This is a genomic window from Pararcticibacter amylolyticus, assembly GCF_003130405.1.
Lineage (GTDB): Bacteria > Bacteroidota > Bacteroidia > Sphingobacteriales > Sphingobacteriaceae > Arcticibacter > Arcticibacter amylolyticus.
In genome coordinates this window covers 1-26,868 of the sequence record NZ_QEAS01000006.1, presented here as the reverse complement: position 1 = coordinate 26,868, position 26,868 = coordinate 1, and the positions used below count along the sequence as shown (strand labels likewise).

The following is a 26,868-nucleotide window of genomic DNA, read 5'->3' as shown; positions in this document are numbered from 1 at the left end:
TATGTGTGTGTTATTTAAAATGTTTGTCAGCAAATTTTACAAACTGTTCCCAGTCGTAAAGGGTAATGTCATGGTTTCCCGAGCGCACGTGGTAACCGATTGAGCCCGGCATCAGGGGCTGGTTAACCGTAGGAAGACCCGTGCCGTTCAAACCTTCACGACCCAGTAACCGGTAGACAGGAGTAGCATGAACCCCGGAAAGAAATTCTCCTTTCGGGTCAGCCCATTTATCATCTATTGCGCTGGCTATATATACCGGCCGGGGAGCCATCAGGGCGATCAGTTCATGCTGATCGACAGGTAAAAGCTCTTCCTTATCGTTGTATTGCTTGAAATTTTCGCAGAACCAGTGGGGGAAGAGCCTATTGACCTTGCTGAACGTTTCTCCATACTTCCGCCTGGATATAGCAGCTCCGCCACAGCCTGAGTCGTTGGATATCGCCATGGCAAAACGCTGATCAATCGCTCCGGCCCATAATGCTGTCTTCCCATGACGCGAATGGCCCACTAAAGCAACTTTCTTACTGTCAATGTCCTCATCTGTTACGAAATAGTCCATGGCACAGCTTAATCCCCATGCCCAGGCGGAAAGTGTGCCCCATTCATCTGCGCGCGGCCTGGTTTGACCTTTGCCATAGAATAGCGGATGCACGCCGTTTTGAAAACCGTCATCATAATCAGGATCAATATCTCCACGATAAACTGTCGCCACAGCGTATCCGTTGGCGATCAGCATCTCAACCGGCCAGCGCGATGATTCAGCCCCGCGCTTAAATGTTCCAGGCTGTTTTTCACTGCCTCCTTCACGCGGCTTCATCCGTGTCACCGATTCCGTGATATCCGGATCATCGCAGATGGTATGATTCCCCTTAAAATTCAATCCAAAGAACACCGGTGCTTCGCCACGCCGTTTATTAGGGATATACATCAGGATGGTCATATAATGCTGTTCATCTTTCGTAAAATAAACAGCAACCTCTTTGCGCGTGGCCATATTGCTGAGGGCATAGCGGTCTTCAGACAGTACCCGGAAGTGCAGGTCTTTCGGGTGTTCCGGCATTTTACCATACACCTGGGTTTCAAATACCTTCAATATTTCCGCCCTGCGTTCAACCCATTTTGCCGGGCTGTTCACCTCATCGCCGTTCTCCATTCTCAGAGGATCAGGCAATGTATAGGCAGGTACTTTAGATTCATCATAATTAGGCTCCTGCGCTTTAAGCGTAAAAAACGCACCAAGAAAAAGGGCCAGCAAAAAAGCGTTCCTCATAAGTCCTGTTTTATGAGCCTTATTTAATACTGTCATAATATTCCTTCATTAAATACCACGCTTTCTTCCGCTGTCCCTGGTCCGATACCAGTCCTTTGCGGTTCCAGCCATCCTGGTTAGTAGGGTGGAGGCGAAAAGGGGAGCGGAAATCAAATAGTATCCATGGCGCTGTTCCCCGCAGGTTTGGGATATGCTTAAACATCTCCAGGTTATCCCTGTAAAGAGTCGCCTGGTAGTCTTCGCTCCAGGAACTGACCACGTCAGCATCTCCTGTCTTCCCGTAAAGCGCCTCGCCCCCGAATTCCGAAATGATCAGCGGCTTTCCTCTTGCCACATCCCACTTCGCTTTATCCGGTGCTAAAGGCCACTGGTGGTACCAGCCCATATATTTGTTCACAGCTACTACGTCCAGTTCTTTTATAAAAGGATCGTTCATGGTGAATACCTGTCTTTCCCGGTCGAATCGTACCAGGTCGCAGGCGGCCGTTATCAGGCGTGTGGTATCTATCGATTTGCAGTTGGCGATCAGGTATTTCAGGAAAGCATCCCGGGCTTCGGAAGGCTGTGTTTCATTCGCTACTCCCCAGAAAGCCAGAGAACAGCGGTTCTTGTCCCGAATGACCATCTCCCTGGCCATCTTGCCCGCCTTCTCCCGGGTCGCTTCATTCTTAAAATCAATGCCCTGCCATACCGGTATTTCTTCCCACAGCAGGAAACCCATCTTCTCCGCCAGTCTTACCGTGTATTCATTTTGCGGATAATGGGCCAGGCGGATCAGGTTGCATCCAAGCGCTTTGGCTTCCGAAAGAAGCATGTATGCATCAGCTTCAGAAAAAGCACGTCCCTTCCTTTGGGGTATTTCTTCATGAAAGGAGATGGCTTTCATAAATACCGGCTTATCATTCAGATAAATATCTTCTCCCTTCACCCATAAATTACGAAAGCCAATAGTTTCCTCTACCTTGTCGTTTACACCTGATACAATCACTTTATAGAGTTTGGGTGACTGAGGCGACCAGCGTTCCAGCTTCCGGGATATAAAGGAAGTTTTTACCTCGCCGTTTTGGTCCGTCTTCAGGGTCTGCCTGATCTTCAGCTCGGGAATCTCGATTGTCACCGCCGCATTGGCGGTCTTCTCTGATAGTTTCACCCGTGCATCGATCTTATCAGCCTTATATTTATCCAGCTGGATGAAGTAGTCTTCAATAAACACATTTGGTGTGCTTACCAGCAATACATCCCGGGTAATCCCCCCGTAGTTCCACCAGTCAAAAGACATCGCGGGAATGGCATCGGTTGTTCGTGTATTGCTGACTTCCACCGCAAGGAAATTATCCTTCTCTTTAACGTCTTTCGTTACTTCTATCTGGAAAGGAGTGAAACCGCCTTCATGCTGACCGATTTCCTGCCCGTTCAGGTAGATCCGGCAGCGGTAACTGACAGCTCCGAAGTAAAGGAACAGGCGTTTGCCGGTTTCCTTTGCAGCATCGAATCTGCGCGCATACCAGATCGTTCCCTCATAATATTTAAGTTCAGGCGCCTGGCTGTTCCAGTCGGAAGGAACATTCAACCGGAGACCGTTTTCAAAAGAATATTCATAAAAGTCCGTCTTTCCCTCAGGCTTTTTATTGAGATAGATCTTATTTCCGCGCCCCTGCGCATACAGATCAATAATGGCATCCCATTTTCCGTTTAAGGATTGCATCTTACGTCCGTAGATATTTACCAGGGTTTGCTGTGCAGACAGATCCGAAAAAAATAAGCATGAAAGGATCAGCGCTATAGTAGTAAGTGTGTGTAGCTTCATGATAATCTGGTCCTATTTTTTATATATTTTCATGGCAAAGCCCCCGCCTTGTGCCATGGACACCGTTAATTTCCGGTTTGAAGGAACCGCAATAGTTTCTTTTTTATAATCCGATGCTATCCGGTTCGCGTTTGCCCCGTCCCGGTAAACCTCCGCCATATAATCTCCTTCATCTAAGAATGACAAGTCAAGTTCCAGCTTGCGTGCATCCCAGTTAGTGAGAGCACCCACATACCAAACATCCGCCTTCCGGCGTGCGATGGACAGGTACTGACCAATCTTTCCGTCGAGGGCAACTGTATTGTCCCAAACCGTGGGAACAGCGGATATGAAGTTCGTGCACTCCTGCTCTTTTTCGTAGCTGGTGGGACTATCGCACAGCATATTTAAAGGCGATTCGAATATGACATACTCTGCCAGCTGCCGGCAGCGGGTACCCTGGCTCATGGGCTCGTCGTTAATCCCGCGGTGGGTTCTCTTTGTTGCGTTACGCATCGCTCCCTGCGTATAATCTACAGGCCCTGCTACCATGCGGATAAAAGGCATGGTGACATCATAAGTGACCTGGTCCAGCTCCGGACCAGTCCATTTCATTTGTTCCAGCCCGTGAACGGCTTCGAAGTTGATCACGTTCGGATAAGTACGGTTGATCCCTGTGGGCTTATAGGTCCCGTGAAAGTCAACCAGCATCTTGTACTTTGCAGCTGTAACCGCTGCACGGTAATGGAAATCGACCATCTGCTGATCGTCCCGGTCCATAAAATCTATTTTGAACCCCTTTATGCCCATTTCAGAATAATGCCTGCATACCCGTTCCATATCCCGTTCGAAAGCATAATATCCGGCCCACAGGATTAAACCCACATTCTTTGAATTCGCATAAGCTACAAGGTTTTTCAGGTCTATTTCAGGTACTATACTGAACATGTCGGCCTTCAGATTCACTGCCCAGCCTTCATCGAGTATCACATATTCGATCTTGTTCTTCGATGCAAAATCAATATATGCCTTATAGGTATCGTTATTTACGCCGGCTTCGAAGTCTACATTCGACAATCCCCAGTGGTTCCACCATTCCCAGGCAACCTTGCCCGGCTTGATCCACGACAGGTCGGTTAACCGCGTGGGGGATGCAAGCTTATAAACCATGTCGTTATCTGCAAGTTCTTTATCCTTTGCAGAAACGATGATGATCCGCCACGGAAACCTGGATTTCGCTTTACTCTTTGCGATGTAAGGCTGCCGGGAGGTCACCAGCTGCTGCAACTGGTTGTGCCCGCCCTGTTCTGCAGCGGCGGGGTATGGAGCGAAACTGGAACTGAGTGATAGCGATCCGGTCTTATTGCTGAGGAACATTCCGGGATAGCTTTCGAGGTCCGACTCGGCGAGGCAGATCTTCCTTCCCTTATCCAGGCATACCACTAAAGGAGTAAAAGCCAGCTTATCCCTGTTCATCCTGCTCAATGGAGCGTATGTATATTCGTTCTCGAATGAGTTGAAGAACTGACTTTCGGTATCTTTGAATTTCCCTTTTACATAAGGAACATAAGCAGAATAATCCTTGTCAAAGTTAAATGAGGCCTCCTCGTTTTTTACAATGATATCCCGGGTTCCTGTTGATACGAACCGGTATGCGATGCCTTCATTGTAAGCCCGGAAGATCAGGCTGAAATTCTCCCTGAAATGAAGGGTCAGTTCGTTGTAATGGTCTGTTATTTTATTCCTTTTGTAGAAGTGGGCATCTATCTCCTGCCTTACAGAGCTTGTTTTCGCGTTTTGCAGCTTAGAGTCTCTGCCCCAGGTCACTCCCTTGTCCAGTTCCATCGAAAGGCTGGAAGGCTTTAAAAGGATATCTCCTTCATACGAGACAGAGTAGCTTACCTGGCTCCCTGCGGAAACAGTTGCGGCAAGCTTGCCGTCCGGTGATTTTAACTCAAACTTTTTCTGCCCGTGCAGACCAGTGACGAGGGTAAATAAGAAAATGGTAAAAAGGAGGTACTTCATCGTTCTTTTTATTGGTGGATTATTTCGTAACGGTACATCACAAAGTCATTCACATCAGGAAGTTTGACTTCAATGATGCCGTTCCGGCTGGTGGTGGCGATCATGGCCTTTCCGTTGCCTAAAACGGGCGTGCATTTTATCTGGGTACCTTCAGTTAGCCAGGTGTTAACAAAACCAACGGAGTCCGGCGTATTTTCCCTGTAAAAGATGAAATAGCCTGTACCGTCTTTTACCGACTGAAAGCCAGTCCAGGATTTCCCGGAAGGTTCTTCCCCGATTGGGAGAATGACACCTGTATGGAAATCATGCTGCACCTTTTTATATGCTTTGATCAGTTGCCCGATGCTCAGGCCCTCTTTCGGTAAACCGCTCCCCTCAAACCAGGCAAGCGGCTGTCCGGCCATCGTAGTAGCGAATAAATATTCGAAGGAGTAATGCTGCGGAGCAAAAATATCGCTGCCGTATTTGGCAGTATTTCTCCATTTATTCAGAAATTCTATCTGGAGCTTTTCAGCAGGGACATACTTCGACAACTGCCACAGGTTCCTCAATGTCCAGTACGGATAATAATTCTGCCAGTCGGTATAACGGTTTTCGAGGAAAATATTTCCGTACTCATTAAAGGTATGATACCCGCCCCGGCGTCCGGCCGTAGCGTCAAGGTTAAACACTACCTGGTTGTCTGTCTTTTCGAGAACAGTGTCGAATAGCTTGCGAAGATTGATCTCGGATTGCCTGGTAGGAATAGCTAAACCATCAATTTTAAACGTGCGGATACCATACTGCTTATACAGGCCGACGATGGCCTCTGCATCTTTTTTCCAGTCGGCATAATCATTCTGTACACTTGGATTAAACCAGAGGCAAATCTCTACCCCGAGTTCTTTTCCTTTTTTCACCACAGGATGCAATCCCCTGGGATATTTTTCGGAATCTGGTTTCCAATAGTCCGGGTTATCCCAGATATTTTTGAATGAGCCTTTTGCAACCGCCGAATTGGGGCTCTTTCCTGATTGCCAGCCATCATCGATCTGGAAATGCGAGATGCCCAACTCTGCCGCCCGGTTCACCTCTATCAGGCTGAATTTCTCGTTTACTTTCGAATCCTGGCTGCGGTCGCCCCAGGTATTCATCATCACCATCTCATCTCTTTCCGGCAATAACTTTCGTATGTTTTTCTGGTAGCTTCGCAGGGCCGTAAGCTGGTTCAATTCTGATCCGCTGTAAACACCCATGACAACGCCATAGGCTTTTCGCCACTCATTGGGCGAAATATCTTTTTGGGTCATCCCAAGTCCGCTCACCATAAAATGGCCGAATTCGGTGGTAAAGTCGTATCCGTTATATGCCAGTTGTGTACTTGAGGATGGCGCTTCCTTCAGAAAGAAAAGCCCCTTATCATTTTCATTATTATGGGCGAAAAGAAGATTCCCTCTGTAGGTGTTTTTCCGGTATGGGATGATCTTACGTTCAGACACAAGGTTGTTGTTCCAGTCAGTTACATCGAAGAACTCCACAATCTTTGTCTGCCAGTGAAATCCGTCGAGCTTTATCTGGTCCAGTATTGCGGTTACCTGCTTAGACTTCATGTCTTCGGCAAACTCAATATTTTTCATATCAGCCGGATTTGCCGCCGTTCCCTCAAGAATAACGTCTGTGCTGCCCTTCAGGTAAATATCACAGGCAATTACCGGGCTGTCGCTGTAGATACGGTATATTTTCTTAATATATAAGGTTCCCAGCGAAAAGCTTACCTCCGTTTCCAGGTAAGGCGGATGAATAGCGTTCTCCTTTATTTCTCTGGAGTTATATGAGGTGTTTGATACCGGTTCCTGATTTTTCCCGATATAAAAATCAGGAGTTTTTGTTTTGTTCACCCAGATCTGTCCGGACGACTGATCTGTCAGGCTGTAAGTGATGACGTTCCCTTTATTCCAGATAAATTTGCGTTCTATTAATCTGTTCCCGATAACCAGCGTGTCGTTCTTTAAACGGCTGTAGTATGTGGACGGACTAGTGTTACTTTTTTCATCAAATTCCTTTCCGGCGGCGTTTTTGGAGAAGCATACAAGTGCAGCGAGATGTATAATTCCCGTCAAGGTAGTCCTGATTATTGTCTTTCGTTTGATTTTTCCATTCATTAAACTTATTGGTTGGCTGAAGTGCAATTATTATAGTTTATTATATGGTTTGCGAAGCGATGTCGTACTTACGCATGATGCAAAAGTAGGCCGGGGACGTTCGTATAATGGTATTAGTTCGTACAAAAATGGTTCTATTTTGTACAGTCGGCACATAAACAACTGGTCAATTTCACCTAAAATACCTGCTACACCATTAAAGGGCGTAGCAGGTAACCCTTTTCACATGAAACGTATTTATGCTTACCATTCCGGGTTCTGCACCAGTTCCGTGTTCCTTTCTATCTCATATTGTGGCACAGGCCAAAGAAAATGTTTCTTCTGAAATGTGCGTGACTCAGTAATCTTTCGTTTGTAGAAATTCTGATCGCTGAAACTGGTGCCTGTAGTTACGTTCATCCCATATATCGGTGCAGCATCAGTTTGTTCGGCAATCTTCCACCGTTTTACATCCCAGAAACGATGTTCCTCCAAAGCAAGTTCTATTCTGCGTTCATGTCTGATACGTTCACGTATCTGATCCTGATTAAGACCTTCCGGAAGTGAAGGTATTCCCCCCCGCTCACGAATCAAATTAATATATTTATAGATATCGGGGTTTTGCGGATCATATTCGTTAAGGGCTTCTGCGTAGTTCAGGTAAAATTCTGCCAGCCTGAAAAATATCCATGATTTCAATACATGCCTTCCGTTTCTCACATCGCTTTCGGGGTGCACATATTTAACCGTAGTGTAGCCCGTTGTGGAATGGTCGTTGGATCCGTTATAGCCGTCTTTACCCGTAGAAAATAACTCAACACGAATAATGGTTTTACCATCTGCTCCTTTATAAACCCAGTCCATGCCGTTAAATCCAACTGTCGCATAAAAGCGCGGTTCACGGCCAACATACATGTTATGAATGCCTGCTTTCGTGAACTTGGTCGCAGTAGTCGAAAATCCTGTCTCTGTATAGCCGGAAGCCGGATTGATTACGGGGTTAGCAGTCGTGCTCGCAGCCGTAAACGGACTCATCCCGTTTTCCATTTCATACTCGTCCACTAATTGCTGACTGGGACCAAGTCCGATATAGCCGTTAATTTGCCGCGGAGCTGAACATCGTTCCCAACGAACGGCATCCCCCGTCATTGGCCGTGCCCAGATAACCTCTGTGTTCCACCTGTCCAGGAACACATATTGGTAAGAAAGAAATGGATCAAACTTTCCGTCAGTGCCGTTCTTCTTATAAAGCCCTTCAGGCATTTTGTCTATAACGCTCTTAGCCGCTTCCGCTGCTTTACGCCACTTGTTTTGATCATATACCTGGTTAACGAGTTGCTTCCCGTCTTTATTTTTGAAATCAGCATAGTCCGTATTTCCATTCCATAGGGGACTGGCGGCATATAGTAAAACCCTTGCTTTTAATGCTCTTGCCATTCCTGCTGAAGTCCGGCCGTATTCCCTTGTATTTGACTGTTTGTCTGGCAATACCTGCTGCGCCTTGTCAAGTTCCGAAACAATGAAATCAACGCATTCGTCATACGAGTTTCTGGGTAACTGCATTTCAGACAATGGTGCGTCAATAGCTAAAGGCACATCCGGCAAGATGGTTACGGGGCCATATTGCCGGATTAACAGGAAATAATAAAATGCCCTGAGTACCCGTGCTTCTTCCCGGTATTGTACAGTAATACCAGGATTGAGCTCATCACATTCCTTGCATTCGCTCACCCTGTTAATAAAAGTGCTTGCAGCTCTTATACCTTTATAGTATTTGGACCAAATATCGTAAGGGGTATTGACGGGTGACCAATTGCCGGTATTAATCTGTTGGTGAGGCCAGTTAAATACCCAATCCGCTTCATCTGAGAGAGGAGTATAGTTAACACCATTGCACACCAGCGGATCAGGGATGTAGCTGTAAACATTGGCAAGGTATCTTTCAGTTTCCAGTCTGATAGAGAATACCTGATCAAGATTCAGCATATCATTAGGTTGTTTATCCAGGAATTTTTCACAGGACAGCAGACTCATGCTGCATATGAGCAGAAGGATATATTTTGAAGTTTTATTTGTCATGATTTTTCTCATTTAGCTTACATTTAGTTCGTTTAAGCGCAGCTTATTATAAATTCAGGTTGATCCCAAAATTGAATGTCTTCTGGATAGGGTAAGCTCCTCCGTTGGCACTACCCAGTTCAGGATCCCAGAAATCGAATTTGCTCCAGGTGTGCAGGTTCAACCCGTTCGCATAAACTCTGAGAGTGTTGATTTTTAGCTTTTTTGTCAGAGATTTAGGAATAGTATAACCTATTTCAGCAGTTTTCAGTCTTAAGTAGCTGCCGTCGCGTTGCCACCATGTGGAACTCTGAAAATTATTGGAGTTGGTGCCAAATGAAAGCCTTGGAAAAAGGGCATCTTGTCTGGGATCTTCAGGTGTCCACCTGTCCAAAGTGTTGATATTCACATTGCCGATCAGGCCCCCTTGCGCAAAGGGATACCATCCCGAACCGCCAAGCGTAAAGCTGGCGGCTCCGTTGCCCTGAAAGAATACAGAGACATCAAAGCCCTTATACGCGATGGTGCTTCCAAAGCCATAGATCGCCTGAGGTACTGCAGGATTGCCTATTGCTATAGCATCGAACGAATTGACCACACCATCATTGTTGTAATCCAGGTATTTGATGTCTCCCGGTCGTACCGCTCCGAATTGTTGAACCGGTGAATTATCAATCTCGGCCTGATCATTAAACAAGCCTAAAGCGACCAGGCCGAAGGGTTGATTATATCTTTTCCCAACGCGGTTTTGGTACGTGTACGTATAGTCCGGCTGATCAGTATTCAACAATTTATTCTTGGCGAATGTATAATTGCCTCTGAAGGAGATATCAAGATTTCCCATTCTTGCCCTGTACTCGAGAGTAGTTTCGAACCCTTTATTTTCAAACTCCCCAAGGTTTCCGTATGGGTTGTTTTGTAAGCCCAGCATAGTAGGTAACGAAGCGCGTTGCAGGAATATACCCTCCCGGTGGCGTTTGAACACGTCAGCCTGCAGGTTGAAGCCTCTCAAAAATCTCATTTCTATGCCCAAATCGGTTTCTCTTTCTTTTTCCCATGTCAGATTTGCCCCCCATTGATCTTCCCCACGGCCGGTAAAACCATTATTTGCATCAATACCGAATGTATAGCCTCCATTTCCCCCGGCTACTGTTGTCAGGTAGGCAAATCTCCGGCCTCCGATCTGATCGTTTCCTTTGATTCCCCATGACCCTCTCAACTTCAGGTACTCAATGCCTTTGATAGTGTTTTTGAAGAACGACTCCTCAGAGAGTATCCATCCTATAGCTGTTGCCGGAAAAAAGCCATATCGGTGTCCTTTTGCAAAATTTTCTGAACCGTTATAGCCGGCGCTTACTTCTATAAAGTAACGGTTGTCGTAGCCGTAAGACAGCCGGGAAACCAAGCCCTGAAGCCGGAATGGCAATGAGCTAATGGCGTCAGTAGCATCGGCGTTCTGGTAGTCCTGCTGGTTGTAGAGCAATAAGCCTTTTACACTATGTTTCCCAAAACTTCTGTTGTAATCAATGTTTGCCTGGATATAAATGCGCCTGTTACCGCCAGAGGTCTTTCCAAAACCGAGATCTGCTTTACCTGTCACCAGTCTGCTTAATATCAGGTCTCCGTTTTCATCCCGTCCCGTAGCAAAATACTTATCCACCTCGCCGCTGTTGGTCAGGTAGGTTCTGGTTTGATTAATATCATGATAATTATAGCCATCGAAAGCGAATTTTCCCTGTATGTTCAAGCCTTTCACAAACCTGGAAAGGTCATGTTTTAAGGTAAGGTCAGACTGTATGTTATTACGCCATTGAGTTTTGAAGCCAGTACCCGTCAATTGAGCATATGGATTGATCAAACTGGTGATGCCTCCGTATAAGATTTTTCCGGGACTTGCTGGATCAGGATATGTTGGCGAATAGCCGATTGGCGTATTATTTTGAATAGCCGACCAGATATCCCCGTTACCGGTGCCCGGATAATTAGATGTAACCAGAATTCCTCCTAAGCCGAGGCTAAGTTCGGTGTCTTTGTTCAGATTCACATCGATATTAGCACGGAAATTATAACGTTTTACTTTTGCATTGGTATTATATGTGTTCAGGTTATCCCCCTTCCATATGCCATCTTCCTGATAATACCCTGCGGAAACGAAATACTTAGCCATCTCGCTGCCCCCGGTTATGTTCAGGTTGGCTCTTTGATTCGAAGCGTGATCTTTCATCATGAGATCAAGCCAGTCAACATTTGGATAAAGATAAGGGTCTTCGCCGCTTCCATATTTTGCTATTATTTCAGGTGTGTAGGGCGAAACAAAGTTAGGATTCGTGGCCAATTGTGCTTCATTGTATAAATTCAGCCAGGTAGGACCATCCACGTACTCCTGTAACCGGGTGGGTCTGTTCGTTCCGCTTTCCATTTTAAAACTGATGCCGGGCTTCTGCCGCAAACCTCTTCTGGTTGTCACGAGGATAACCCCGTTGGCGCCTCTTACACCATACACAGAAGTAGCGGCTGCATCTTTCAATACCGAGAAGGTTTCGATCTCTTCCGGCTCAATGTTTGCAATAGGACGTTCCACTCCGTCAACTAGCACCAGGGGATTTGCTCCTGCGCCGAATGTGCTGATGCCCCTGATCCAGAACTGTGCATCGTCGTATCCCGGCTCACCGCTTCGCTGAACAGAAATTAGTCCGGAGACCTTTCCTGCAAGTGCATTGGTCAAAGAACGGGGGGCAGCTTGTTTCACATCCCGTACGTTAACTGTAGAAATGGAAGCAACTACGCTTTCTTTTTTTTGCGTCCCAAATGCCACCACAGCAACCTCGTTTAAGCTTGTTGCGTCAGGTTCCATGGAAACATTGATCAGCCTTCGGGTCTCGACAGGTATTTCCTGGTTTTTATATCCTACGAATTTAAAAACCAGAACTTCATTGCCGACAGGCACAACAATCCGGTAATTACCTCCGGCATCAGAGACTGCGCCCTTGCTTGTGCCTTTAATGTAAACAGTTACTCCGGGAAGGGGCTCTCCGCGTTCATCGGTTATCTTTCCGGAAACCTGTGCTTCCAATAAATCGTTCAAGCTAATTAAAGGCATTGCTGACCGCGGCTCATTAATACGCGTGTTTTTATCAAAAAATGGGCTGGCGCTGCTTTCTGTTGCTAAACAGCTCCCTGAAATGACCCAGAATGTGATTATCTGTAAAAAAGATATTTTCATAATTTTCACTAGGGAAGTTTTATGTCTCATTGTGTAATTGGTTAATATTTCACGTTAACTTATTATAGAAGCCGGGATTGCTTCAGATAAGTCAAAACGGCACGGCTTATTCAACAGGGCTGAAATATCGCCTGCTTTATGCCCGTTATGTTTCCGGCATATCTTGGTTTGTTTATACTATAATTGTATGGCTGAATGAATCGATCTCTGTCTCGGAACTACTACTCATCTTTGCCCGTGGCTACATTGTGTCATCAGCCGGAGAGTATAGGCCTTCAGTATTCTCTGTTACTTTTATAGCATTTTTAGGGAAAACGGAGTGTAGCTGCCAGCGGAAGTGGAGCAGTAAACAGTAATAAACTTCAGCTTGAGGAGTATTGCTTTGTCATATAATTTAGTTTAATGTTGGTTGAGTTTTTAGAAGTATTCATTTTCTACCGTCATTACTATATTGAATAATGAAGATAAACGGTTGTTAAGTTGGCGGTCTTTTCTATAGGCAAGTGGATTTTATGGTTAAACTTCTTTTCATTATCTGGTACTTACAGTCAAGGGAAGTAATAAAATAGCTTCATCGCCGAAAACCATCGTTGGGTTATGACAAAACTATATGTACGTACTATCGGAAGGGTTCACTTTTGTACGGAAATGGTTTGTTTTTGTACGAAGCAGGTTATACGGGTGATAGGTAAATTATTCGGTCAGTTTTTAATCAGAATTGAGATGACAAGTATGGTTTCTTCTGCTTACGACCATTCGGGATAGCCGTTCTATAAGCCCCTTGTAACCAATCCTGGAAACAGCAACGGTTACAAGGGGTGAAAATGTTTACTTTATTGAACTTGTAAATCCAGCAGTTTTACCCAGCCGTCATTAGTAATATCCCCGTTAACGGCCAGCTTTATAGCCGGCTGGTTGTCTTTCGATGTATCTACAATCGCTACAGCCCATGAATAAGCCCCCGCAGGTAGATCTACTGTAGTTTTGAAATCGTAAGATACAGGAGTGTCCTTCAGCCAGGTGGAAGGCTCGCTATCTTTATCTACAAAAACCTTCTTCACATTATTCTGCGCGTCAAGAAGTGCGAAGGCAACTTTATACCTATAATTCCATTGAGGGATGTTGTTAGGGAAGTATCCCCAGCCCATATTTCTCCAGCGATGGCTTAGGGTTGTTTCGGCTCCGCTTTTAATTTTTTCCGGTAAGTAGATCCGGTCTGGGTATAGGCGGTACCCCCCCTCAGAAATAAAGCGCTGAACCAAAGTAAAACTATTTTCGAACCAGGAGACTGTCTCTGATCCCGCACGAAAGTCCATCATATTCACATGGGCTTCCGCCGACGCATCAAACTCTCCCTGACGTACGTCTTCAGGATGTCCCTGCCTGTATTTACCGCTTGGATCTGTCCAATAACTATGGGAACTGATGATCCAGCCTCCTTCCATAATGATAGGGCGCTTAAAAATCCAGTTATTCGCAAATTGCTTTTCCCAACTTCCATAATAGCCGTTCATTCCAAAGGCATCCTGTCTCAGGCTATATCCTTTATTAATAGCTTTAACCAGCAGCCTGTCGCTGTTTGGATTTGCAGAACCCCAGCTTACCGGATCTCCGATCACCCGATGGTAATTGATCACCAGAGGTACTTTGGTAAAGGTCCGGGAATATAGATCCGTAATCCAGTCAAAAACCTCTTCTTTAAGCCTTTCGGTATTTTGGCCCGTAGAAGTATTTGGATCCTCATATACTACATTGTGAGCTTCACCCCATTTGCCCAAACCATATGCGTCGATAAATGAAGTGCGTGCGGGATCATTGAAATCCTTCGCCAGCTCTTCGATAAATTTGGCATAGTATTGCTGAAAAACAGGATCTTGTGGTATAGGAGTTATCCGGGTCGGATAATTGCTGTTCTCAAGGTAAGATTTAGCCCCGGCGTCAAATACAAACTTAGGTGTATTCATGCCCTGATCCCGTCCGTCCACTACTATACGAAGACCTATTGGCAAGCCCCTGTCCTTTGCTCCTTTAATTAATCTGCCAATCTGTGTATTAGGATCTCTCCAGGTATATACACCATCGCTGGGATTTAGAGATGACCAGCTGGTACGAAGATAGCAGGCCGAAGCATAATCAATGACCTTTACTCTTTTGCCTAAGTCTGCCACATAGATCTCCTTGTCCCAGTATGATTCATTGGCATCGCGCGCGGCATACATCACCCAGCCGTTTAAAGGATTTCGGATTACCGAATTCCTGTTGTATTTGGGCTTTACTAAGGTTCCTTCTTTTGGTTTCTCTGCTTCACCAGTATTATCTTTTGAGGAACAGGCAAATAATTGAAGGCATAGAAATGCCATCAGTGTGGGTATGATCATTGTTTTATAATTCAATTTTCTCATTTCGTTAACGTTTAATGCGCATCAGAAATATTGCTGTATCTCTCTTATCCCCTGAGGTCATCATTCATTTGAATGCAGCAATACTTCCTGACACATACTGGTTATTTTTTGCTTGCTACCATTGTCATATTTCTTATATCGAGGATGATGAAGTTAGTCCCCGCCGGAATACTGAAGTATGCGTTACGCTCATTGGTCGTGTAACCGCTGAACAGGTTATAAACCGTTCCCAGCGTAACAGGAGTATTGGTAGCGGTGTTGTTACCGGTGTATACATAAGTTTGGTTGTTGGGCTGTACTCCAAATTTGGTTCTTCCACTAAGTGCCGGCCCGGAATAGATGAATACCTGCGGATCGGCCAGACTCTGTTTCCAGTTGCCTGTCCGCCAGGCCCAGCCTGTCGGTTCTCCATACTCCCAGAGGTTGTTCACCGTAGTAGTTTGTGTCACTCCCGAAAGAGGCCATTCCACAACAGCAGGCTTAAGATCTGTTTCAGGCGAATAGATGGCAACTGTTGCTTTTTGCATATTGACAACGATCCGGTATTGTCCAGGCGTTTCTATCTTCCAGGCGAAAGCAGTTTCCCGCATTTTTATGCCTGTTGCTCCGTCCTGCAACTGTTGATTGCCATCCGCTGCAAAGATATAATTGGTTGCACCCTGAAATTCAACAGGGATTTGCAAGTCACCGGCCTCCAGGTTAACCAGGGATGCATATTGGTTAGGATTTTCAACTGTTTTGCTCATCTCAACAGGGCTCATACCCGGAACGGCAGTGCCATCCAGGAACACTTTGTCCGCATCAAAGACCACCGTTTTGATAGGCTGCACGTTAACCCGTACGGTGCGTACTTCTGGCGCTTCAAAGGTGGCTCCCCCTTCCCATTGAGCTACAACCCGGAATTCCAGTGTAAAGGGTTTGTTAACAGGAACGCCCCACTTTTCATTTGCCCAGTTCTGCAATTGTTCAGATGTGAAACTTCTGCTCAGAACTCCCTCATCCTCATAGTTCATAATAGCTGTAGAGGATCCGAAATTATTCCCTACGATATCCAGCTTAGTCGTATAAGAAACCAGGTGATCATCGGAAACCTGCCTCGCCTCCGTCCATGTGAATGTCACAATGTCGTCGGTAAGATGTTCTTCACTCAGGGTAATGCTTTCGGCTGATGCCTTCAGTTCCAGCCGTTCCTGTACCTTTTTAATGTCCATGACGTCCTGTTCACACGCGGTCAGTAAAACCACAGAGAACAACAATGGAAATATTTTATATAGAAATTTAATTTTTTTCATAACGTTGTTTCTTTGTTAAGTCGTTATTCCCCTCTTCCGGCAATTAAATGTGGAATATTTCTATTTATTGCTGTAGCCCGGATTCTGAGGAAATTCTGCATCACGATTGGCATCTATTATAGCTTGCGGAATAGGCCACAACGTATGATAATCCTGAATTTTGTCTTTTATAGCTGTATTGTATGTTTTCACCCGGTCCACCAGTTTTCCGGTACGTATCAGGGTGAAACGACGGCTTTCTTCGCCTACCAGTTCTCGGATCCGCTCGTCGAGCAGGAAGTCCATAGACATTTGACCGGCAGTTATGGCTGCTGCTCCGGATCTGTTTCTGACTTCATTTACTGCGTCTGCTGCCCTGGCCGGATTATTCTGCCCCAGGTAAGCCTCTGCCAGCAGCAGGTAGGTTTCTGCCAGACGGAATTTCATGCGGTCTTTATAACTTCCGGTAAGACTCAGGTTCTCCGGGCGCCCATAAAAGAATTTGGTTATTGCCGGGAACAGGGTCTTGGTTGAAAACCAGGTCTGCTCTGTTATATTAGCCTTCTTTCCATATAAAGACGGGTCACCTGAGTTGTTGTAATACCAGTTTCGTTTGATATTATAGTTGGAGTTACGGATATCGGTGGCGCCGAAGATACCTGCTACGTTCCCGGAGGCGTTGGTGCCGTTTGTGCCAACCCACCATTTCATCGGTGTTAATTGAGCCAGACCGCGGCCTCCCAGTGTATCAGCCAGAACAAAACCGGATATATCCTGGTATTTGGGATTCCATGCCCTGCGGGTCCAGTCGTCAGAATTTGTACCCCCTCCGACTGTATTGAATTGAAACTGCAGAACAAATATACTCTCCCTGTTGCCACTCTTCCTGTTTTGATTATTCTCCAGGAACATATCGCTGAATACATCGCCCGGCTTGTCCTTGTTTACGCCAAACCGTGTTTTCATCAGCCCGTAATACCCGCTGTTAATAACGGCCAGTGCCGCTTGTTCTGCCGGCGCATATTCTTTCTGCATCAGGTACATCTCACTTAATAAATGATAGGCCGCCCATCTGGTCAGCTTCCCATCCTGAACCTGGTCCGGATTGGCGGGAAGATATTCAGATGCAAATTTCAGGTCGTCCACAATATGACCCACTACCTCGGCTTTCGGAGTGCGGGTGAAATTGAGCTGGAAATCATATAATATTGTTTCTACATAAGGAACATCTCCAAAGAGATAAACCAGTGTACGATATGCGTAAGCACGGAAGAACCGCGCCTCCGCCTGAAAGCGCTGCTTATCTGCCGGGTTATCCCAATTCGTATTTTGCTCAGAGAAAACCAGTATTTCATTTGCCGAAGCAATCAGGCTATACGCCCAGTTCCAGTAAGAGCCTACAAATCTTTCCTGCGAGTTCAGGGTCAGATTTGCAAACGGGAGCAGTGACGCGTCGCTGTTTATGACGTCTGCAATATCGGTTGCAGCCTGTAGCGCTTCGTAAGGGCAGGCCCCATTATGAATATATGCCCCTCCCTCACCAAAGGTATTATATTCTGAACGTGTAAGGGCGTAAAGACCTGCAGTACCTACCTCGAAGCCATAGGTGCTGGTAAAAGTGTTTGTTGGTGCCAGTGCTGATTTCAGATCTTCTTCCAGGAAACTTTCACACCCGCTGACAGAGATCAGGAGTATAATCCCCAGGCCGGTTTGTAGTAATTTCTTCATTTTCATATCGTATTGATTTAGAAAGTTAAGTTTAGTCCCAGCATGTAGGAACGGGCAGTTGGATAAGAGGCCATCCAGCCGTTGTCGTAGTTGAGAACCTGTCTTGTGTTAGAAAAAGTGTGCAGGTTGTTGACGCTCAGGTTCAGGTCGATGGCGCTGAAGCCAACTTTGCCAGCGGTTTTTTGACCAAACCTGTGACCAAGCGTAATATTCTTAACCTGTACATACGAAACCTGTTTGTAATAGCCGTGCCCCAGATTGTTATTATAGCCGGGAGAAACGATATCAGCATTCTGATTTTCCGGAGTCCAATAGTTTGCACCATGCACGTAATTGGTAATTCCGAATGTCCACGAACCTATATTGGCCAGGTTATCCTCGCTCCAGGTGCCAAATACTCCGTTTACGAGACATGAAAAATAGAAATTTTTGTAGGTAAGCCTGTTGCCTATGGATGCAGTGAAACTTGGCCTTCTGGACCCGATAACTTTCCGGTCTTTTTCATTAATATAGCCATTGCCGTCTACATCTTCTACCTTTGCCGATCCCGGAACCGCGCCTGTTTGAATATCCCTTTTGTTGCCATCGGCGTCTGTATATTGGAATTCGTCTCCTTGTTTCCAGATGCCTACCATATAATAATCATAAAACACCCTCAGTGGTTTACCTATAAACCAGTTGTTATTAATGTCATCTATTTTGTCACCCCTGAGATCAACGATCTTATCACGGTTCAGGAAAAAATTAACACTGGAGGTCCAGCGCAGATCCCGCTTATCCATGTTCACCGTATTTAAAGCAACTTCAATACCTTTGTTACGGGTTTGGCCTATGTTATCCCAAATCCGGTTGTAGCCATTCATCACCGGTACGGTACGTATCATCAGCAAATCCTTTGTATTAGAAAGGTAAGCATCTACGCTTCCGCTCAAACGATTCCTGAACAATGAAAAGTCCAGAGCAACGTTAGTCGTATAGGTAGTTTCCCATTTCAGGTTTGGATTGCCCACGCCGTCACCTGGCAGGTAGGCTGTATTGACAGCAGTACCGCCATCTCCCCATATATATTTAATGGTCGAATAAAGACGGTCTAGTGTCCTGTATGAGGTGATGGCCTGGTTCCCGTTAGCTCCGTAGGAAGCTCTCAATTTAAGCATGTTCACCCAGCCCAGGTTGTTCTTTATAAAACCCTCTTCCCCAATGTGCCATGCAAGAGCCGCCGAAGGGAAAAAAGCATATTTGTTATTTTTGCCAAAGACGGATGCTCCGTCTGTACGGCCGGTTATGGTAGCCATATATTTCCCCTTATAAGCATAGTTGACCCGGAGCATATAAGATAACATCGCTGTTTCGGTCAAATTTGAACTTGGGGTTAAAACCCGGGCTGCTCCATGTATCATATGATACTCAGTATCATCTGTTACGAAGCCTTCTCCCCCCTGAGAAGCGCTGATTTCTTTAGTTTGCTGCATACTGAACAAGCCGGTTGCGTCGATGCGGTGGTTGCCAATCTCCCGGTCATACTTCAATATGTTCTCCCAGTTGTAATCATTGTAATGTCCATTGTTAATACTGGCTTTCCCGCTCACTATTTTACCATCAAATGTATTGCGTCCATAATAGGTGCCAGTAAAATTACTCCGGTAGTTATAACCGTAATTAGATCTGAAAGAAAGACCTTTTACAGGCAGTTGGATATTCGCATAGGCGCTGAGGAAGAAGTTCCGGTTCGTCCTGTCCTGAACTGCATCGACATTTCGCATCGGGTTAGCTATCAGAGAGTATTCCATCGGTTCCGGAACATATTTGCCAAATTCGTCCTTATACTTCCCATACGGGCTCTGTTTGATGGCGTGCTCGATATTCGGAGTGATCCCGCCGTCTTCTCTCTGCGAGAATTGGGTCCCGATCCCGGTAGTCAGCCATTTGCTGAATGTCTGGTCGATATTGGCTGAGATAATTGTACGGGATAGTTTGGAGTTATAAACCACGCCTTCCTGGCTGAGGGAAGAAACAGCGGCAAGGTATTTGGTTGCCTCCGTTCCTCCGGCGATAGTTGCCTGATGATCCAGGGTAAGTGCTCTGCGGAAGATATAATCCTGCCAGTCATGTGTAATTCCCTTTGCATAATTTTCACGTTCACTGACACTGATGATGTTTCCCGCAATAGGGTCGAGCTGATCGCCGGAAAGCCCTTCTTTCAACCGGCCTATGTCCTGTTGTAAACGTATATATTCATTCGGTCCCATCACCTGGATCCGCTGCATGGGCTCAGCTACTCCAAACTGGCCTTTGTAAGAGACCTGCGGTTTTCCCTTCATTCCTCGTTTGGTCTGTATAAGGATGACCCCGTTCGAGCCGCGCGATCCGTAGATTGCCACAGCCGAAGCATCTTTCAGCACGCTGAGGTTATCAATAATGTTCGGGTCCAGATCGTTCAGTGACCCGCTGTATGGAATTCCGTCTAAAATAATCAGAGGAGCATTGGTGGCCGACAATGAATTTTCTCCGCGGATCAGGAGACTCTGGTCTGTTCCGGGAGCGGCATTGGAAGTGGTAATGGTGAATCCCGCAACCTGTCCGACCAAACGGTCCATTAAGTTAGGGGTGGACGCCATGCTAAGTTGCTCTTTGCCAACTACTGCCAGGCCTCCCGTCAGGTCCTTCTTTTTCGCAGTACCATACCCGATGACGACCACTTCCTCGAGTACTTTATCACCTGTCATGGTGATGTTCATCACTCCGGAAGGATTTACTTTCACTTCCCGGGCGTTAAAGCCTACATATGAAAAGACCAGTGTGGAAGACGGAGAAGCTTGTATGGTGTAATTGCCTGCCGGGTCCGTTGCCGTTCCCGTTGTTTTCCCTTTTACCCGAACCGTCACTCCAATCAGGGCTTCCCCTTTTTCATCGGTCACTTTTCCTTTGATTTTAATATCCTGTTGCGGATAGATCTGACTTGCCGACAGAAGGAGCAAGACAATAGCCATGAAGAAGCCTTTCAGCTTTATGTGTATTTCTTTTATCATGTAATTTAGATTTACGTACGGTTAATGTTAAACCAAGAACACTTTGATCCTTCGTTCCATTTGAGAATGGCGAAGATCATTGCTTTTAATCTGGCCGCTTTCTTTCAATAGGCATTCTGATCTGATAGTTAGATTTCTTTTTCATCATACATTCATTTAGTTAAAAGAGATGTGTTTGTTTTATAGCTTTATTATTGGCAGGCCAAAGTGTTGATATCGCTTTGGCCTGTACAAAAGTAGGAGAGCATGGAGCTGCACAGTGGTATCCGTTTGTACGGAAATGGTTCTATTTTGTACAAATGGCCTGTTTGTGGCGTGGAGACGCCTTTTTTAAGACTTTTTCCTAAACTCAGTAGGAGTTAAACCAAATTGTTTTTTAAAGCAGATACTGAAGTATTTTGGATTATTAAACCCGGTCTCGTAGGAGATTTCGGATACAGTAAGTTCTGATTCCTGGAGGAGCTGGGCCCCGCGTTTCAGTCGTACATCGATGATGAATTCTTTTATCGACATGCCGAGTATATCGTTTATCTTTTGGTATAAAAGGGTGCGCCCAATGCCCATATCAGACACGAACGATTCAACATCGTAGTTAATATTGCTGATGTTTTTCTCAACGTGTTCCATCGCCCTTTTCAGCAGATCCTCGTCAGTAGAAGAAATAGTAATTTTGGAAGGCTCCGCAATATATTTCTTGCTGTATGACTCTTTTAGCTCGTTCTGGGTTTTGATGAGGTTGTCCACCTGTTTGAGCAGAAAATCCATATTAAAAGGCTTGTCGATAAAAACATTCGCCCCGCTCTCCAGCGCCTTGATCTTATTTTCTGTTTCCTTACCCATTGCTGATAGCACAACTATCGGAATATGGCTCGTTTTAATATTTGAGCGCAGTCGCCGGCAAACATCAAAGCCGTCAGCTTCCGGCATCATTAAGTCGGTAATGACCACCTGGGGGAATATTTTCTCCGTTTTAGCGATACCTTCATTTCCATTAGAGGCTGTATAGATATTATAGTGCTCAGATAGCCGCTGCTCCATATAGGCCCGAAGGCTGGGGTCATCCTCAATCACCACGATGCTGTTCGCTTTACGTCTTCTTTTGTCCAGCAGATTCATTTCCTTCGATTCCGCGAGGATATTGTCAATTTCAGAAATAGTATAATCGTACGATGCTACGTTATTTTCGGTTTTTGCGACATTTACGGGAAATGGTAAAACTACCGTGAACGTAACTTTCGAATCACCGGAATGGAGGGTGACCTTACCTTCCAGATGACTAACCAGTTCCCTGACAATGGCCAGTCCCAGCCCGGTACTCTTTTCAAAATCCGGTTTGTCCGCAGAGAGGCGGTTAAAAGACTCGAATATTGCCTCCTTTTTATCCTCAGGAATCTCCGTACCTGTATTCGTGATCGCCACTGAGATATATTCATTTTCAGCCTTTGCGGGTAGTCCAAGCTGCAGAAGTTCCTCCTGTGCAGACCTGCTGATCTTTACTCCGGCAAAGCCATTTTCCGTGGTATATTTAATAGCATTGGAAAACAGGTTGGTGAAGATCTTTTCGATAACATCATGATCGAACTTTGTGTAAAAGCTCTCCATGTCGGAATTTATACTCGTTTCAATTCCTTTCTTGTTTGCATAAAGTTCGAATAAAGAGAAAATATCTCCCAGGTACTGGATCAGGTCGCCGAGTTGTTCGTTGATAGTGATCTTCTGACTTTCTATCTCCCTGAACTGAAGTAACTGGCTGATCATTCGCTGAATGCGGTTGACGTTCTTCTCAATGAGATTTACGTATGCATTGGCGTTAGACGAATTCTTCTCCGGCAAAAGTTCCTTGAGTTGTTTCAACGGATCAATAACCAGGGTAAGAGGGGTCTTCAGGTCATGCGATATGTTGGTAAAGAAGTTAATCCGTGCCTGGGTCAGCTTCTTCATATTCTGTTCCTTAATCTGCTCCATTTCCAGCTGGTGCCTGAATATTTTTTTATTGGTAAAATATCTCCAGATGAAGTACACAATACACAAAATTAAAATGGAGTAAATGATGTAGGCCCAAACGGAGAAAAACGGGGAGGGTTGTATTTCAAAATACAACGTAGAAATGTAGTCACCCCACAAGCCATCATTATTGGCTGCCTTTATTTCGAATATGTATTTCCCCGCTGGCAAATTGAAGAATTGTACGGATTTCTGGCCTTTCGGCAACGTATACCATTTATCCGATAGCCCCAGCATTCTGTAAGCATACTGATTTTTATCAGCTTGCAGATAGCTATTGGCAGAAACACGGATCTCAATATTAGCCTGCCTGTGAGACAGTACGATTTTATTGTGGTTGTTTCCTGCCGGGTAAGATAAAGTAGAAATATCCTGTGTTAACGGAGAATCCCCATTACCCGGAACGATCTTTTTATTATTGATCAGCAGGTCGGTAAAAAAGACCTTAGGCTTCTGATTGTTTTGCCTGATCTTGCCGGGACTAAACAGGATAAACCCATTGGTTCCGCCAAACAGCATTTCCCCTTTTGATGTTTTAAAGCAGGAACGGACATAGAATGTTCCGCAAAGGCTGGAAACATCGATCGGAAATTTCTTTATCTTCTTTTTAGCATGTTCATAGTAATACAGTCCGTCGTTCGTGCTGAACCACACGTCCTTTGATCCCGAATCTTCCAGTATGCCGAAAACGGTCTTCCCGAGCAAACCTTCTTTTTCGCCAAAATTGACATAACTTCCATCTTTACCCAATCTGTTGACGCCGCCGCCCCGGGTTCCCAGCCAGATATCAGAGCCGGAGGTGATATAGTAAGAACAGAGGCTGTTTACTGAATACGGCACGTTGGGCATGTAATAATGTTTGACGATCCGCCTGCTGCGGACATCCACCACATACAGACCGGTGTGCGTCATTAGCCAGAGCTTCTCTCCTTTATCGCGGAACAAAGTTTCAATGCGCATTCTAACCCGGTTACCCTTTGGATCAAAGAAGGAAACTACCTCTGCCGTACCTTTTTTCTTATCTTTATAGATCAGTTCAGCATCCGGATTAGTCATCCAGATACCTGAATCACCTTCCATGGCGAAATCATAAACGCTGAGCAGCTGGGAGTTTGCAGGGTGAGAGAGGTGCAGATCGATAAAACGCTGCTGCCTGCTATCAAACTGCTCTATGCCCCCATTGAATGTGGAAACATGGAGAATGTTAGTTTCTTTATCATAATGCAGGTTTTTGATCATATTAGACGTAATGCCGGTTTTGTTTTCCTGCGTGTAATAGGAGAAATGATCATTCTTCCGGTTCCAGTAATTTAACCCCCCTCCCTCCGTGCCAATCCATAAATTGCCCTGAGCATCTTCTTCGAAGCAACTGACGATAGGATGGTTCAGTCCGCCCAGTGTCGGCTTGAAATAGTTGACATCATTGTCGAAGAAAGTCAGGTAAGCCAGTTTTCCGCCATACGTGCCAATCCATACCCCTCCGTCGGGGTCCGGGTAAACAGACCATACCGAATTATTAGGTAGTGAGTATGCATAATGAAGATTAGAGCGAAGCAAACGGGTTTCTTTTGTGAGAGGATCCAGCAGGAAAAGACCGGATTGAGTAGCAACCCAAATGATATTGGAGGAGTCGAGATAAAGGCTTTTCGCGTTGGCGGTTTTTCCGTAGAAAGAAGAAAGATTGAAATGCCTGACAATTTTCCCTTCGCTGCTGCACTCAAGCAGTCCGTTCATTTGAGTAAGAATGTAAACCGAGCCCTTATGCTCAAGAACGTCTTTTATGACATACGGGTTGTCTCCAAGATCAGAAAAAAGGGTGTATTTTCCCGTTTTTGAATGGATCCTGTATACTTTCCGGCCCGCTGCAATATATACGTGTTTCCTCGTGGAAACCAGTGCAGATATATTGGTTAAAGGGGGGTAATGGGTTACATCTGGAAGCTGGCCGGGATGAAATGATTCAACTTTACCATCACGAACCAGCCAGATCAGGCCATCCTCTCCCGGAATAACCATTGCTATGTTCCCCGTTAAGACGCGCTGAAATTTTTGGGTCTGGTAATTGAAACGCATCAATCCCTGATTGGTCGCAACATATAATCTTTTGGATTTATCAGTAATGACCTGCCCGTACGCCCAGTATACTCCCGGAGAATGGCTTGTAACAAGGTCGTTCATCTGGATAAATGAATTTCCATTGTACATAAACAGGGCATCATACCCGCTGAACCATATTCTGCCTATACTATCTTTGGTAATACTATGGATCCCGCCATAATAAGAGGTCTCCGGCATTTTGTGAAAGCGGTAGTCCGGTATATTGATGGCCGGACATAGTCCTGCGTATGAAATGAAAAGTAAAACAAAAAGTATAAATCTCATTGGTTGCGTACTGAGGCGTGTGTTGCCGGACCCCCAAAATACACAAAGCAGGGCAATGAGAAAAAAAAATCAGTGTTTATGTTGCTAACGGGACGACCTGCGATTAGCTTGCGCGATAACTACGTGAAAAGCAAACAGGTTGGTTCTGTTCCACGTGGGATAAATTCCTATCGACTTTCCCCGGCAGAGATATTCTATGCCGAACCCGGGCTTTCATCTGCCGGAAAAGTATCCGGACTTACAGCAGCCCAGATGCCGCAGATCAAGAATAAAAAGATTATAAACGCGGTATAGTCGATCAATAAATTCAGAAACCTTTTTCCAGAGCTTGCTGCCTGTAATTGATCTTCTAAATGATCTTCGGTCAAGGGGCTTAAATTTTCGGTCAGATTATTCATTGTGAGGAAGTTTGCTCTAATGTAAAAGGAATCCCTGATAAAATCAAATTTGACTTAAATCAAACATACTGAATAGTATGTTTTGAATATCTTTGGTGACAATGCAGTATGAAAATTACTGCTGAAAGATATAAATGCATGATTTAATTTGAGATGTATTATCAGCTTCTTACTCTTCACTCGATTGCCCGATGGCTGGTTTTGATCACGCTCGTCGTTGCGGTTATCGCAGCTTTTAAGGGGTTAACCGACGGCAGGCCTTTCTCCAGAAAAGATAATGCCCTTAGACACTGGACAGCTACCACTGCCCATATACAATTAATGATCGGAATGATACTTTACACCCAGAGCCCGGTCGTAAAATATTTCTGGAAGAATACCGGAGCAGCATCATCATTCGATATCACATTTTACTCAGCAATACATGCAGCTTTAATGCTTTCTGCAATTGTGGTATTAACCATCGGATCTGCTTTGGCAAAGCGAAGATCAACGGACAAAGACAAATTCAGAACAATGCTTATTTGGTTTTCCATTGCGTTGATCATTATATTGCTTGCGATACCCTGGCCGTTCTCGCCATTGTCTGCCAGACCCTATTTAAGAACTTTTTGATTATGAGAGAATACTTCACTACTTCGATCGGGCGTTTACGCCTTTGTGCCTTTTTAGAAGGCATGTCATTGTTGATTCTGGTGTTTATTGCTGTTCCGCTTAAATACGTTTTCGATTACGATGAATGGGTAAAAGCTATCGGCCCCGTGCACGGAGCTTTGTTTATACTGTTCGTATTCAATGCGCTCCAGGTGGGTGTTGAGCAAAAATGGAATTTCTGGCAAATCACCCTAAAAGTGATTATCGCTTCTTTTATTCCGTTCGGAACTTTCTATATCGACAAAAAGATACTGAAGGGTATCGCTGAGCAAAATTCCTGATGCTTGGATACGGGTTGAAGGGATGCCGGATCAAAATGTTTTACAGATTGAGCTTCATCCTCTTCCCTGTCAGCCCGCTCCCTTCACCCCCCGGCGGACCGGAAGAGGCCTCCTGCCTCTGCTTTTCGGGCTTCTTCTTTTTCCCGTGAAGCCTCCCCATCTTCTCCAGGAGATCCTTGCCTTTGTGCACCACCGGCCATGCCGCCCCATCTCCTCCCTGTTGGCGGAGATCATTCG

Annotated in this window: 15 protein-coding genes; 2 read left to right on the top strand and 13 right to left on the bottom strand. The window is 45.3% G+C overall.

Annotated elements, in window-relative coordinates:
* Positions 1–10: 10 nt before the first annotated feature.
* From DDR33_RS08315 to DDR33_RS08255, 12 genes are all read right to left on the bottom strand, one after another.
* On the bottom strand, positions 11–1,306 hold the full coding sequence (locus DDR33_RS08315; RefSeq protein ID WP_202913688.1) for an alpha/beta hydrolase family protein: 1,296 nt from the start codon (positions 1,304–1,306) through the stop codon (positions 11–13).
* Positions 1,290–3,077: a glycoside hydrolase family 2 protein gene (locus DDR33_RS08310; protein WP_109415323.1), complete on the bottom strand. Its 1,788-nt coding sequence runs from the start codon at positions 3,075–3,077 to the stop codon at positions 1,290–1,292. Before DDR33_RS08310 ends, DDR33_RS08315 begins: the two co-directional genes overlap by 17 nt.
* 12 nt (positions 3,078–3,089) lie before the next feature.
* A complete protein-coding gene (locus DDR33_RS08305; RefSeq protein ID WP_109415322.1) occupies positions 3,090–5,081 on the bottom strand; it encodes a glycoside hydrolase family 97 protein in 1,992 nt (663 codons plus the stop codon).
* An 8-nt stretch (positions 5,082–5,089) separates the two neighbouring features.
* Positions 5,090–7,222 carry an alpha-galactosidase gene (locus DDR33_RS08300; protein WP_109415321.1) on the bottom strand — a complete coding sequence of 711 codons (2,133 nt, stop codon included), beginning with the start codon at positions 7,220–7,222 and terminating at the stop codon, positions 5,090–5,092.
* 243 nt (positions 7,223–7,465) lie between these two features.
* Entirely contained in the window at positions 7,466–9,280 is a 1,815-nt protein-coding gene (locus DDR33_RS08295; RefSeq protein ID WP_158280680.1) for a RagB/SusD family nutrient uptake outer membrane protein, read from the bottom strand.
* 46 nt (positions 9,281–9,326) lie between these two features.
* The gene (locus DDR33_RS08290) at positions 9,327–12,344 is read right to left on the bottom strand and encodes a SusC/RagA family TonB-linked outer membrane protein (RefSeq protein WP_158280679.1); all 3,018 of its coding nucleotides are present in this window, start codon (positions 12,342–12,344) and stop codon (positions 9,327–9,329) included.
* A 971-nt stretch (positions 12,345–13,315) separates the two neighbouring features.
* Entirely contained in the window at positions 13,316–14,884 is a 1,569-nt protein-coding gene (locus tag DDR33_RS08280; protein WP_109415317.1) for a DUF4832 domain-containing protein, read from the bottom strand.
* Positions 14,885–14,985: 101 nt separating this feature from the next.
* Complete coding sequence (locus tag DDR33_RS08275; RefSeq protein WP_109415316.1) at positions 14,986–16,176, bottom strand: SusE domain-containing protein; 1,191 nt, start codon at positions 16,174–16,176, stop codon at positions 14,986–14,988.
* A gap of 60 nt (positions 16,177–16,236) precedes the next feature.
* The gene (locus DDR33_RS08270; protein WP_109415530.1) at positions 16,237–17,883 is read right to left on the bottom strand and encodes a RagB/SusD family nutrient uptake outer membrane protein; all 1,647 of its coding nucleotides are present in this window, start codon (positions 17,881–17,883) and stop codon (positions 16,237–16,239) included.
* Between the two features lie 17 nt (positions 17,884–17,900).
* Positions 17,901–20,912: a SusC/RagA family TonB-linked outer membrane protein gene (locus tag DDR33_RS08265; RefSeq protein ID WP_109415315.1), complete on the bottom strand. Its 3,012-nt coding sequence runs from the start codon at positions 20,910–20,912 to the stop codon at positions 17,901–17,903.
* Positions 20,913–21,242: 330 nt separating this feature from the next.
* The gene (locus tag DDR33_RS08260; RefSeq protein WP_202913687.1) at positions 21,243–25,298 is read right to left on the bottom strand and encodes a hybrid sensor histidine kinase/response regulator transcription factor; all 4,056 of its coding nucleotides are present in this window, start codon (positions 25,296–25,298) and stop codon (positions 21,243–21,245) included.
* A gap of 194 nt (positions 25,299–25,492) precedes the next feature.
* Positions 25,493–25,696 carry a hypothetical protein gene (locus DDR33_RS08255; RefSeq protein ID WP_109415314.1) on the bottom strand — a complete coding sequence of 68 codons (204 nt, stop codon included), beginning with the start codon at positions 25,694–25,696 and terminating at the stop codon, positions 25,493–25,495.
* A gap of 153 nt (positions 25,697–25,849) precedes the next feature.
* Between DDR33_RS08255 and DDR33_RS08250 the strand changes: the two genes are divergently transcribed.
* Together DDR33_RS08250 and DDR33_RS08245 are read left to right on the top strand one after the other, a co-directional pair.
* Positions 25,850–26,311 (top strand): hypothetical protein, encoded by a 462-nt coding sequence (locus DDR33_RS08250; RefSeq protein ID WP_109415313.1) that lies wholly within the window; start codon positions 25,850–25,852, stop codon positions 26,309–26,311.
* 2 nt (positions 26,312–26,313) lie between these two features.
* Positions 26,314–26,631, top strand: a complete 318-nt coding sequence (locus DDR33_RS08245; RefSeq protein WP_109415312.1) for a DUF3817 domain-containing protein — start codon at positions 26,314–26,316, stop codon at positions 26,629–26,631.
* Positions 26,632–26,671: 40 nt separating this feature from the next.
* Here DDR33_RS08245 and DDR33_RS25770 read toward each other — a convergent pair.
* Positions 26,672–26,868 (bottom strand): hypothetical protein (locus DDR33_RS25770; protein ID WP_158280678.1); only part of this gene is annotated, 197 nt, incomplete at its 5' end.